General features: G+C 47.9%; 9 protein-coding genes. 5 read left to right on the top strand and 4 right to left on the bottom strand.

Annotated elements, in window-relative coordinates; genetic code table 11:
- The first annotated feature begins 77 nt into the window (after nucleotides 1-77).
- Complete coding sequence (locus OM416_RS20985) at nucleotides 78-2,900, top strand: glycoside hydrolase family 3 C-terminal domain-containing protein (protein ID WP_264932686.1); 2,823 nt, start codon at nucleotides 78-80, stop codon at nucleotides 2,898-2,900.
- 75 nt (nucleotides 2,901-2,975) lie between these two features.
- Here the strand turns inward: OM416_RS20985 and OM416_RS20990 are convergent, their stop codons facing one another.
- The 3 genes from OM416_RS20990 to OM416_RS21000 all read right to left on the bottom strand — a co-directional run bounded on the left by OM416_RS20990 (nucleotide 2,976) and on the right by OM416_RS21000 (nucleotide 6,501).
- Nucleotides 2,976-3,815, bottom strand: coding sequence for a methyl-accepting chemotaxis protein (locus tag OM416_RS20990; protein WP_264932687.1), 840 nt, complete (start codon nucleotides 3,813-3,815; stop codon nucleotides 2,976-2,978).
- Between the two features lie 218 nt (nucleotides 3,816-4,033).
- Entirely contained in the window at nucleotides 4,034-4,543 is a 510-nt protein-coding gene (nrdG, locus tag OM416_RS20995; protein ID WP_264932688.1) for an anaerobic ribonucleoside-triphosphate reductase activating protein, read from the bottom strand.
- Complete coding sequence (locus OM416_RS21000; protein WP_264932689.1) at nucleotides 4,540-6,501, bottom strand: anaerobic ribonucleoside triphosphate reductase; 1,962 nt, start codon at nucleotides 6,499-6,501, stop codon at nucleotides 4,540-4,542. The genes nrdG and OM416_RS21000 overlap by 4 nt, the downstream gene beginning before the upstream one ends.
- A gap of 481 nt (nucleotides 6,502-6,982) precedes the next feature.
- Here OM416_RS21000 and OM416_RS21005 point away from each other — a divergent pair, with 481 nt between their 5' ends.
- Both OM416_RS21005 and OM416_RS21010 read left to right on the top strand, forming a co-directional pair.
- Nucleotides 6,983-8,578 carry a histidine kinase dimerization/phospho-acceptor domain-containing protein gene (locus OM416_RS21005; protein WP_264932690.1) on the top strand — a complete coding sequence of 532 codons (1,596 nt, stop codon included), beginning with the start codon at nucleotides 6,983-6,985 and terminating at the stop codon, nucleotides 8,576-8,578.
- 162 nt (nucleotides 8,579-8,740) lie between these two features.
- Nucleotides 8,741-9,679, top strand: a complete 939-nt coding sequence (locus OM416_RS21010; protein ID WP_062836849.1) for an aldo/keto reductase family protein — start codon at nucleotides 8,741-8,743, stop codon at nucleotides 9,677-9,679.
- 128 nt (nucleotides 9,680-9,807) lie between these two features.
- On the opposite strand, the gene OM416_RS21015 is transcribed toward OM416_RS21010, so the two are convergent.
- The gene (locus OM416_RS21015) at nucleotides 9,808-10,920 is read right to left on the bottom strand and encodes a GGDEF domain-containing protein (RefSeq protein WP_264932692.1); all 1,113 of its coding nucleotides are present in this window, start codon (nucleotides 10,918-10,920) and stop codon (nucleotides 9,808-9,810) included.
- A gap of 275 nt (nucleotides 10,921-11,195) precedes the next feature.
- Here OM416_RS21015 and OM416_RS21020 point away from each other — a divergent pair, with 275 nt between their 5' ends.
- Nucleotides 11,196-11,591 (top strand): Fur family transcriptional regulator, encoded by a 396-nt coding sequence (locus OM416_RS21020; protein ID WP_145324627.1) that lies wholly within the window; start codon nucleotides 11,196-11,198, stop codon nucleotides 11,589-11,591.
- Nucleotides 11,567-12,373, top strand: a complete 807-nt coding sequence (locus OM416_RS21025) for a winged-helix domain-containing protein (protein ID WP_076332450.1) — start codon at nucleotides 11,567-11,569, stop codon at nucleotides 12,371-12,373. Before OM416_RS21020 ends, OM416_RS21025 begins: the two co-directional genes overlap by 25 nt.
- Nucleotides 12,374-12,379: the final 6 nt, after the last annotated feature.

The following is a 12,379-nucleotide window of genomic DNA, read 5'->3' on the forward strand; positions in this document are numbered from 1 at the left end:
AAATTATCCAGGTTTTTTATTCGGATATGTATTCGCTATCATTTTAATTAACTACCGATAACCAAAGGAGATTCCATATGACGACCAACCAAACGAAATATCCGTTTCAAGATACAGCAGTAGAGTTAGACACCCGTGTGAAGGACCTTGTATCCCGCTTGACTGAGGATGAAAAAATTGAATCCATGCTGCAATATCAGCCAGCAGTAGATCGCTTGGGTGTGCCTGCATACAAACACGGTACAGAAGCGGCCCACGGCTTGGCCTGGCTTGGAGAAGCAACATCTTTCCCACAACCGGTGGGGCTGGCATGTACATGGGATGCGGATCTGATGAAGGAGATTGGTTCCGTACTCGGAGACGAGGCACGTGTTTTTTATAAACGCAATCCGGCAGTGAACGGCCTTACGCTGTGGGCACCTACAGTGGATATGGAACGTGACCCGCGCTGGGGACGGAATGAAGAGGCGTATGGTGAAGACCCGGAACTGACAGCCGAGCTGACGACAGCATTGGTCAAAGGAATTCAGGGCGACCATCCGAAGTATTACAAAGCGGTCGCTACCTTGAAGCATTTTCTTGCGAATAATAACGAAGTGGATCGCGGAAGTGGTTCGTCCAGCATCGATCCGCGCAACATGCGTGAATATTATCTGAAAGCGTTCGAGAAGCCGTTCAAAGAAGGCGGCGCACAATCCATGATGACTGCGTACAACTCCATTAATGGTACGCCAGCGTTGTTGCATCCATTTGTGAACGAGATTGTCAAAGGCGAATGGGGCATGGATGGTTTCGTTGTCAGTGATGCAGGCGACGTAATGGGCATCATGAATGATCATAAATACTATGATTCCCACACACCAGGTACGGTAGAGTCTGTTAAAGCCGGAATTGATAGCATCACCGATGATGCTGATCTGTCCAAACAGGCACTACGTGAAGGATTGGAACAAGGTACACTCACGATGGATGACATCGATAAGGCGTTGTTCAATACGTTCCGTGTGCGTTTCCGCCTGGGTGAGTTCGATCCGGAAGAAGGCAACCCGTACGCTGCTATTGGTGAAGAGTCCATGATGACGGAGAAAGCAAAAGAATTGTCCCTCAGAGCTGCGAGAGAACAAGTAGTGTTGCTCAAAAACGACAAAGGCACGCTCCCGCTGGACAAAACAAACGCTGGTAAAGTGGCTGTGATTGGTCAATTGGGCGGAACCGTCTATCGTGACTGGTACGCAGGCACCATGCCGTATAACGTATCCCCGCTTGAGGCGATCCGTGGCAAATTAGGCAGCGACAAAGTGGCGTTCAAGGATGGAAATGATCGCATTACGTTAACTTCTGTAGCCAATGGGAAGAAGATTGGACTGGCAGATGGAGAGAAAACACCTGTTATTGCTTCCGGAGAAGCGGAGACGTTTATGGTGTCCGACTGGGGCTTCGGAAGTTATACCTTGCAGGCGGAAAGCAACGGCAAATATCTGACCACAGATGAGGAGACCGTAACGGCTTCCGCAGATGAAGTGTACGGATGGTTCGTGAAGGAAGTATTCCATCTTTTGCCACAACAGGACGGAAGTGTAGGTCTGACCACTTGGAATGGCAAAACGGTGACTGCACCTAATGGTGGAAACGATGCAATCGTAGCGTCCGAAGAACTGAAGTCTTTCGGTGCTACAGAGACATTCAAGCAGGATATCATTGTAAATGGACTTGAGGAAGCGGTAGCAGCTGCCAAGGCTGCGGAAACGGCGATTGTCTTTGTCGGTAACAATCCGCTTGTAAATGGTAAAGAAGAGATTGACCGTCCAAGTCTGGATCTCGCCGAATCCCAGCAACGTCTGGTTGAGGCGGTCTATGCCGCGAACCCGAACACGGTTGTGGTCATTGTGGGTAGTTATCCGTTCACATCCAATTGGGTTCAGGAGAATATCCCGGCGGTATTGTATACTTCACACGCAGGACAGGAACTGGGTAACGCAGTGGCTGACGTATTGTATGGCGACTATGCGCCAGCAGGCCGTTTGAACATGACATGGGTACAATCGGCAGATCAACTGACCGACATCAAAGATTACGATATTATTCAATCCGGTCGTACGTATCAATATTTTGAAGGCAATGTACTGTATCCGTTTGGACATGGTCTGACGTATGCAGCATTTAAATACAGCAATCTGGAGTTGAGTCCTGCACAAGCGGGTACAGATGGCACCATTACGGTAACAGTAGATGTGACCAATACGGGTTCAATCGCCAGTGACGAAGTAGTACAGTTGTATGTTCGTGCAGGCAAATCCCGGGTGAAACGTCCACTCAAAACGTTAAAAGGATTCCGTCGTCTTCATATCGAAGCTGGAGCTACAGTGAAAGTTAGCTTCACCTTGCCTGTGCAGGAACTGGCAATCTGGGATGTAACTCGTGATCGCTATGTCGTGGAAAGCGGAACTTACTCCATCATGGTTGCCAAGTCATCCTCCGATGTTCAGCTGGTTGCAGACCTGACGGTAGAAGGAGAGACGATTCCTGCTCGTAATCTGGGCGTAGCTACCCGTGCTGAGAATTATGATGCTTATCTGGGTGTTGACCTGGATGAGAGCAAAGAGGGCGGAAGTGCTGTCCGCGTAATTGGAGAGCAAGGATGGATTGCCTTTAAGGATGCGGATCTGGGTAGTGGGGCAGCAGCAATTGAAGCGCGTGTCTCCGCAGAACAAGCAGGCGCTGTGTTGGAAGTGCGACTCGGCTCACCGGAGGGTTCACTCGCAGGACGTGTGGAACTGGCGCAAGGTGAAGCCCAACAGTGGTCTACCGTTAAGGCAGAACTCACGAGTGCAGCAAGTGCACAGGATGTATATATTGTGCTGTCCGCAGGCGTACGCATCAGCCACTTCGAGATTCGTTAAGTCAAATAGCTAATGAAAAGCCTCCGAATGTATTCGGAGGCTTAGTTTGTTTTTTGATAACCATTAAACGTATTTTTATTTTCCGTCAAACGAAATCATTTTTTGCACATATTGCTTCAATTGCTTGTTGGTTTCATTCAACTGCTCAATCGTGCTCATGAAATTGTTTACGAGTTCAGCCTGCTCTTGGGAGCTTGCGGTGATCTCGCCAAGTTCATTTTCCATGCCCTGAATGGATTGCCGAACCGACAAAAGAGAATCTTCAATACGGGCCGTCGCTTCCTTGGTATCGACAGACAGTTTGCGAATTTCTTTGGCGACAACGCCGAAACCTGCACCTGCTTCGCCTACACGAGCAGCTTCTATAGCTGCATTCAAGCCGAGCAGATTGGTTTGTTCGGAGATTTCACGTATGAAGCTGGCGACCTGAGTTACATTGCCTGATTTCTGCACAGCTTGTTTGGAGTTGTTCCGGATCTCTTCGGTTGTGGCACTGAGCTCCTCGGAGTGTGCGGCTACATGCTGTACACTGTCAATTAACTGGTTGGTCAGATTCTCGGTAGCATCCATGAGCTGTTGCAGCTGATCCTGGTCATCCATACTGTAGAGCAGATTAAACAGGGCGATGACTTCACCTTGTTCATTTTTAATGGGAATAAATGCTACGTCAAAAGGAACACCGAATATATCCTTCGAGTAGTGATCGAATCTTTTGACTGTACCGCCGTTCAAATCTGCAAAATTTCGATTTCCATCTAACAGAGGGTCTCCGGGTTGATAATTCATTTGTTTTAACGATTCACCTGCTGAGAAATATAGGAATTTCTCGTGATCAATAATGGACAGGGTTACATCCTGGCGGATGGTGTCTCGAAAGAAAGGCATACATGTAATTAATGCTTGAACAATATCCATATAAAAGGTTAATCCTCCCTGGCTACCTTATGTAAACGGTTAAATTTTAAATGCTAAATTACTAACTACCTATATAATATATCGTCATGCAATAGAGAAGAAAGTAGAGAGAATGGATAAAACTTATTTCTTTAAAAAAGATGGTTATACGCCAAAAAGACACGAGTCCGCTGGGGATCCGTGCCTTGCTCATTACTTATGGGAAATAAAATTAATGTTTACAGCATACTGAGCTGCATCGTAACGATGGTTTGAGTGGCTAGTGTTGCACTGACATCAATCAAACGCTGATTTCGACTGCCGCGGAAGGGCAGGGAGACATCACGTTCCGCTTCAACATATCGCCCGTCGATAATGACGTCGCACAACCGGGCAAGCTCTGCTCTCGCAGGGTCGGTGACCAGCTCTTCATATTCGAATCCTGTGTAGGCCCATACCGTCATATCAGGACGTGCAGCCCGAAGCCGTTGGACCCACGACGTACATTCTGCTGCCGAGAAAAAGGGATCACCACCACACAACGTAATGCCATCCAGCAACGGATGGTTCGTCACTTCATGCAGAATCTGCTGCTGCCGCTCCTCTGTAAAGGGCTCACCCGCTCGAAAGCTCCATGAATCCGGACTGAAGCAGCCCGGACAGGCGTGACGGCATCCGCTGATGAACAATACAGCACGCAGGCCTGTCCCTTCATTCACCGATTCCGGGATGTAACCATACAGATTCACCGGTGCTTCACCCGATCCCGCACTTCGGCCTGTTTCGCAGCATTGAAGCGTACTTTGTAATCTCCGGTCAGATAGCCGGTTACGCGGCGTAACCGCTGGAAGTGTACGTGGTCCTCATGGACTTCACAACCTGGGCATACGTCTCCGATGACCCCTTCATAACCACATGCAGGGCAGCGATCAATCGGATGATTAATGGAGAAATAACCGATATCTTGCGCCAGTGCATATTGTACGATCCGCAGAAAAGCAGCGGTGTTGGCTCGAACGTTCCCGTCAAGCTCCACATAGGAGATTGCACCCGCATTACATAACGTATGGAACGGAGCCTCCAGTTCAATCTTCCGATATGCCGGAAGCGTGTGATAGACCGGAATATGGAATGAATTCGTATAATACTCCCGATCATTAACTCCAGGAATAAGGCCGTAATGCGCTTTGTCGATCTTCGTGAATTTGCCGGACAATCCTTCAGCCGGTGTGGCAAACAGGGTGATATTCAGGTTATGCTGCTCGCTCATCCGATCACAGAACTCTCTCATGGTGCGAATAATGTTCAGCGCTTCCCGATGCACATGAGGGTCCTGCCCATGATGGCGCCCATAGAGAGCGGTCATACATTCAGCCAGACCGATAAAACCAAGGGATAACGTGCCGTGTTTCAGTAGATCGGCAACCGGCTCATTCGGGCCAAGCTGTTCTCCACCTTCCCACACACCCTCCCGCATCATGAAGTCCGATGCCTTGGCAGGCTGTACAGTCTGGATGCGGTAGCGGTGCAACAGACCGGAAGCGGCATTATGCATCACGGATTCAAGGGCAGTGTAGAATCCGGCAAGGTCAGCGACAGCTCTGGCACCTTGGCAGATACCAAACCGGATGCCGAGCTTGACCAGGTTAATGGTATTGAATGACAGATTCCCCTTACCACTCTGACGATTGCGCCCAAACCGGTCAGCCAGTGTACGTGTGCGGCATCCCATGGTGGCGATGATCGTATCCGGATCTTCCGGATGATAATAGGGCAGGTTGAAGGAGGCATCCACATTGACAAAATTCGGATACATCCGCCGGGATGAACAGGTGACTGCAAGACGGAACAAGTCATAGTTCGGCTCGCCTTGAGCCTGATTAATCCCTTGTTTGCACTGGAAAATATGTTGAGGGAACACAGGAGTCTCCCCGTTGCCCAGACCACGGATCGTGGCTTCCAGCAATGAGTGTGATACCAACCGACCTTCCGCTGATGTGCATAATCCATAGTTCAGTGAAGTGAATGGAATCTGTCCACCTGCACGGCTGCTCATCGTATTCAGGTTATGGATCAGCGATTCAGCAGCTTGTCCTGTCTCCAATTCAGTCTCTTCATAGGCGAAGGCATACGCCCGCGGACACTGATTCTTCGCTTCGATGCTGTCCAGATGAAGCTGTTCATCCTCAAGCATGACATTCTCACCAAAGAGGCGTTGCCCTTTGCGGTAATGTTTGCGGAACGATCGCTGCACATAAGGAGCCAGATCCCAGTCAATTTTATTGGCCGATACACCGCCATATTGACTGTTTTGCTGGGATTGGAAGATGATCGCAACCAGAGCCATGGCAGACATGATCGTCTGAGGTGTGCGAACCGATCCGTTACCTGTGTTGAAACCCGCTGCGAGGAGACGGTCAAACGGGATAAAGATACAGTTGGTCGTGCCGAGTGCATACTGATCCAGATCGTGCACATACAGATCCCCGTTCTCCACGGCTTGAGCAAGCTCTTCCGGCAACACATGACGCAGAGCATGCCACTTGGCGGTCTCCGAACCGAGCCTGCTCATTTTACCGCTGAAGGAGTCTCCGTTCAGATTGGCATTTTCCCTCAGCGTATCGGCGTCTTCAGCGCCAATAATTCGTCGTCCCAGGTCGGATAATAGATCGGATGCCGGTGGAGTGGCATACTCAAGCATGTTCATGTAAGGTTCCTCCTAAAATGATTTCGGATATCATTTAATTTTCGTTAAATACTATATGTAGGTTTGTATTATCCATTTATAAACTATATGTGGTTTTTTGGGTGTGATAATGATCACATAGCTCACTTGGCAATATGGACTTTCCGTTAATTGCTGCGGGATAAAGGTTCCCAAAGTCTGAGCGGAAGCGTATAATTTCTAGTTATTCTGCAAGTATAATATCCGAAGTCGGACAAGATGGACTCTGATCAATCTGAAAAGGCGATTTGATATGACTTTTCGGTGGTTTACCATTCGGTTAAGATCTGTTTTTGACCGCAAATGAGCAATAGACAGGGAGTATGATTCTCTTATACTTCTACGGTGTTAATCATATAAGTATAGATTGTGACAGCTATTCGGATTTTTGATGACCCCTGTACGTGATTAAACATTCTGATATACAGATTTGAAAGTGCAGCTAAGATAAGAGGGGTGAATCATGGGGACGGCAGAAGGCATTACGAGAGGCTTCTATGAAGATATAAAGGAAGCTGCGGCCCATATCGTAGACGTATTAAGCGGCATATTGAAGGTCAATACCATCTTCGTTGCCACGAATGACAGGGTGACAAATGTCATTTTGGAGGCTTTTAATCGTACGGAAGAGTTAATCGTTAAAGGCAGTGTACTTCCATTTACGGATTCATACTGCAGTCTGGTATTAAGAGACAAGGGCAGCGTTCTTACCATCCAGGATACTTGTGAACATCCGATGACACGAACGATGGACGTCACGAGTGAACTCGGAAATCGATTCTTCGTGGGCGTGCCCATTATGCGAAGATCCGGTGAAACATTCGGCACCATCTGTCTGATGGATAATCCTGATTACGTGATCAGCGAAACGGACATGAAGACGCTGAATGCGATGGCTGTCTTTCTAGGATATGTTGTCGATCTGGAGAGCACGCTGCATGTACAGGAACGGAAACTGAGTGATTCGGAACAGATGCAAGAGCAGCTCCAGGCAGAGAAGGAACGGGCCGAATCCGAGGCTATGACCAAAACACAGATGCTAAAGCTGATGAGTCATGAGATTCGAAATCCGTTGAATGGGATCTTGGGACTGACGGATCTGATGCGTACTCCGGATATGTCTGAGGAACAGTCGGAATATGTGAATATGATCGAGACGAGCGGCAATATTCTGCTCTCCTTACTGAATAATATGATGAATTTCAACATTAATGAAGCAGGGAAAACCGTTATACATGATGATCCGTTCGATCTGGTCGGCACCATTGAGAATACCGTTTATCTGTATGCCGGGACTGCGATGGGCAAGAACATTGAGCTTGGATTGAATCTTGAACTGAATGTTTCGCAAGTGTTCGTTGGTGATGAAGTCAAGATTGGACAGTTGCTTGCGCATGTCATTCAATATGCTCTTGATTCAACGCGTGAAGGGTCGGTTCTTATCACGGCAGTGGTGAACGGAGAAGAGACCGAGGAGACCGGCACACTTTTGCTCAAGGTAAAGTACACGGGCCAGATGTTATCGGACATCCAAAAACTGATTGGAAGCAATTTGGGTCTGGCGGTAAGTCAGAACCTTGCCATTCTCATGCATGGCCGTATTCAGGTGGATCGTATGATGGAGAATGAGACGGAATTTCAGATTAGCCTTCCTTTACGCAGGTACTGGGAGTTGCCACAGCTTGCAAGTGTTCAGCAGCGGTTAAAAGGCAGAAAGGTATTGCTTGCCAAAGACCCTGATATTTTGCAAGGCGTCTCTTCCCTGATGCGCAGATGGGAGATGGATGTGCATATGACCTCCGGTTCGACCGTAGCGCATGATTGGATCAAGGAAGGCTTCAAGCCGGATGTGGCCGTTGTAGATATGGGACTACTGGAAGGTGGCGCAGTCGATTTTGTACATGAGCTAAAACAGCGGTTGGTGAATCTGCCCGTGATTGCTCTGGTTCCCTATGGTATGCATATTGACCTGCATGAGGCGGAAACCTTTGATGCTGTTCTGACGAAGCCGGTCAGACAGGCGGATCTGTTGAACGCATTAAGTATTACGCTGCCTTAATTAAGTAGATAGACGAATATAAATATTTCAAAGAAGCGCACCTATCGTAGATGCGCTTCTTTGAATTTTCCATTTTCTGAGCCAAAGCCCTTTTATTCCGAGCTGGTTACGTTACAATAGAATGTGAACTTCATCTTTATAACCAACAGAGGAGGATGCACATTGGATTATCGTAGATTAGGTGGAAGCGGACTGAAAGTGAGCGAGATCAGCCTGGGAAGCTGGCTGACGTACGGAGGGTATGTGGAACGTGAAAATGCGGTGAAATCAATTGAAACTGCATTCGATGAAGGCATTAACTTTTTTGATACAGCCAATGTATACGAGCGCGGTGCAGCAGAGGAACTGCTGGGGCAGACGCTCAAAGCGTACTCCCGTGACTCCTATGTGCTTGCAACCAAAGTTTTTGGCAAAATGGGCGATGGTCCGAATGACCAGGGGCTGTCTCGCAAACATATCAAGGAGCAATGTGAAGCCAGCTTGAAGCGCTTAGGCGTTGAATATGTGGATATCTATTATTGCCATCGTTATCATACAGAAACACCGATTGAAGAAACACTTCGTGCGCTCGATGATCTGGTGCGTCAGGGCAAAGTGTTGTATGTTGGCGTCAGCCAGTGGACTGCGGCTCAGATGGAAGCTGCGTTGGGTACAGCAGATCGTCTGCTCCTGGATCATATCGTGGTCAATCAGCCGGTGTACAACATGTTTGACCGATATATCGAAAATGAGATTATTCCGCTGGGTGAACGTAAAGGCATCGGACAAGTCGTATACTCCCCGCTTGCTCAAGGTCTATTGACCGGGAAATATACGTCCGTTTCTGATATTCCGGAGAACAGCCGTGCTGCCAAGCTTGGCTGGGATGAAGGAAAGATCAATGCGGATCGCATCGGGAAAGTTCGTCAACTGATTGAAGTGGCGGACAAGCTGGATCTGAAGGTTGGCCAATTGGCCCTTGCCTGGATTCTGCGCCAGAACAATGTATCCAGTGCACTTGTAGGGGCGAGTCGTCCCGAGCAGGTAAAAGAGAATGCAGCTGCATCTGGTGTGAAGCTGGATGCTTCCATTATCGAGGAGATTGAGGGCATCCTTGCCTAAATATCCTGTCAGCACACAAGCTCGGATGATATATAATCATCCATAAGCAAAGGGATGTCCTGTACGCCTGAATGGCGAACGAGACATCCCTTTTTGTGAAGTCGAACATGGCAGGTTGATAACAGGCTTTAAAGTGTAAGAGGCAGAGGGCGAAGTGGTAAGGCACACACGCGATTACGCCCTGTATTCTTCGCCTCATATAATGCACGGTCGGCCTGTTCGAAGAAATCGTTATCATCATGATCATCACAATGATCCGGATACACAGCTACACCAATGGAAATGGTTAGACGTATCGTGTGCCCGTCAGGAAGGGCAAATTGATATCTCTCTACCCCTTGGCGGATCGATTCAGCGATAGCCATGGCCTGTCGGTGGCCACAATCGAGCAAGAGAATAGCGAATTCTTCACCACCGTTTCGTGACACGATATCGGCAGAACGTGCATGTTCTACGAGCAGTTGTCCGAGTTGCTTCAGGACCGCATCGCCGGCGGAATGACCGAAGGTGTCGTTTACCTTTTTGAATCGGTCAATATCGATGGCCAGCAAGGACAGCTTTTGTTGGTAATCCCGCGCATGCTGAAGCTCCGATTGAAGTGATTTTTCGAACTGTCGTCGATTGCTCAGGTTGGTAAGATGGTCGGTAGATGCCCTTCTTTCCAAAAGAAATAACATTTCATTGGATTTATTAATAAATTCTGCGATGAAATAGATAAAGATCCCACCGACAAAGGAAATGGTCATCTGTAAAGGATATACCTTCATTAATGAATTCATGCTGTCCGTGTTCAGCATAAGGATGATAAAGATCAACGTTATGCCCAGCAGATTCATCGTAATAATTTTGGTCAGTCTGGACCAGGAGGCATAGGCGAAATATACACCGGACAGTCCGATTAGCGTCATGACAAATCCTGCATCAATAGCAGAGGAAGATATGCCAAACATCAGAATACGAAGGATCGATATAACGAGTCCCGTAATGACCGAAGCCAGTCCTCCAAGATATACAGCTGCCGTTACGATGGCCAGATGCCGTAGATCTACAATCGTAGTCTCGTTCAGAGGGAAGGAATAGTTCATGAGTACTGTGCCATATATGCCGAATAATAAGCCGCCGATCATCTGAACACGTAATGAGGGAAATGGCAATCGGATACTATAGAACTTGGCGATGATTCCGGACACATACATAAACGTAATCATGACACAGATATTAATGAAAAAAGTGCTAAACAACCGACATTCCCCCTTTTTACGCACATCTCTATATTTTATCTGAAAAATGATGCAGTAGCGAACCATATTATCCCAAATTTTTGAGGGGATTGCTGGGAAAGGGCTTTTTAATTCCATATCCGGGTTATTGGCGTGGATATTGACTTCATTATACAATGAGATTTATACTTAATCTAAATCAAAATTCATTCTTTCCTTTTTGGGGAAACTATCGCAAGTAGAAAATCAGCGTCTGATTTCATATAAAATGAATCAATAATAAAGGAGAAATGGTTGTGAGAACTTTAAATCTGACGATACAACGGCAAGCGGTATATGATGTGGTGCGCCATTCGGAGGATCACCCGACAGCTGCTGAGGTCATGAATCGACTCGTGGAACAAGGATATAATCTGGCCTATGGTACGGTATATAATTCTCTTCGTTATCTGACGGACAAAGAATTGATCCGGGAGCTTAAGCTTGGGGAGACAGCAAGCCGATACGATGCCCGTATGGATGATCATCAGCACATTATGTGTGAAGTGTGCGGCAAAGTGGACGAGGTGATGACGGAGGTTCCTCCACAATGGATGAAACAGGTAGCTGAAGAAACCGGATATGCAATCGACCATGCTCATGTGGTCTTTGGAGGTGTCTGCGGGGAATGCAGAAACAAACGGATCAAGTAAAAATAAAGCTGCCTGGCCGTCGTTTACCTCTGCGGGTTAAACCAGCCTTGTCCGATTCAGCGCCTCTTGTGGACAATTGTCCTGTTACACGCCGTGTTATTCTAATCAGCCCGATGCCGGGGCAAGTACATGAACTGGTAAAGGCCTTGACGGATAGCTGCTTCGATGTGCTGGTCTTTCACCGCTGGGAACCGGATCTGCATGAGCGTCTTGTCTTCGATCTGTTGATCTATGATCTGTCTGTTGCAGGAACCATTGATGCATTCGCGGGGATCAGCAGCCGATTGAACCGGGAGGCGGAACATACCACGCCTTGTCTATATCTGGTCGGTGAGAAGATGATAGGCAGCGCGAGTGGACCGATGCTTCAGGAGGAATTGCTGGTGTGGCCTGCACGCCCGCAGGAAGCTCTATACCGGGTGCAGCGTATGATTGGCAACAGTCCTGCTCTGCCCAAACGTGGATTTTTGCCTGAGGAAGGGCAGCGTATTGGATTCAAGGATCTGTGGCTCGATCGTGAACGCATGAGTGTACAGCGCGATAATAACCGAATTCACTTGACCAAGACCGAGTATGATCTGTTGCTCAAACTGATTGATGCCAAAGGCGCAGTCATTTCCCGTGAGGAAATGCTCAGTGATATCTGGGAGACGGACTTTACGGGTGGAAGTAATGTGGTCGATGTTCATATCAAAAGCTTGCGCAAAAAATTGGGCGATAACGCGTCTTCGCCGCAATATATCGTAACAGTAAGAGGAGTGGGCTACCGCCTGGCGGATTAGTCCGCT

Source organism: Paenibacillus sp. LS1 (genome assembly GCF_026013365.1).
Lineage (GTDB): Bacteria > Bacillota > Bacilli > Paenibacillales > Paenibacillaceae > Paenibacillus.

What these genes read in the sequence shown, in the direction of transcription:
- OM416_RS21005 (WP_264932690.1), top strand. Translation starts at nt 6,983, where the DNA reads ATGGGGACGGCAGAAGGCATTACGAGAGGCTTCTATGAAGATATAAAG.
- OM416_RS21000 (WP_264932689.1), bottom strand. Translation starts at nt 6,501, where the DNA reads ATGAACATGCTTGAGTATGCCACTCCACCGGCATCCGATCTATTATCC.
- OM416_RS20990 (WP_264932687.1), bottom strand. Translation starts at nt 3,815, where the DNA reads ATGGATATTGTTCAAGCATTAATTACATGTATGCCTTTCTTTCGAGAC.
- OM416_RS21025 (WP_076332450.1), top strand. Translation starts at nt 11,567, where the DNA reads ATGCAGAAACAAACGGATCAAGTAAAAATAAAGCTGCCTGGCCGTCGT.
- OM416_RS20985 (WP_264932686.1), top strand. Translation starts at nt 78, where the DNA reads ATGACGACCAACCAAACGAAATATCCGTTTCAAGATACAGCAGTAGAG.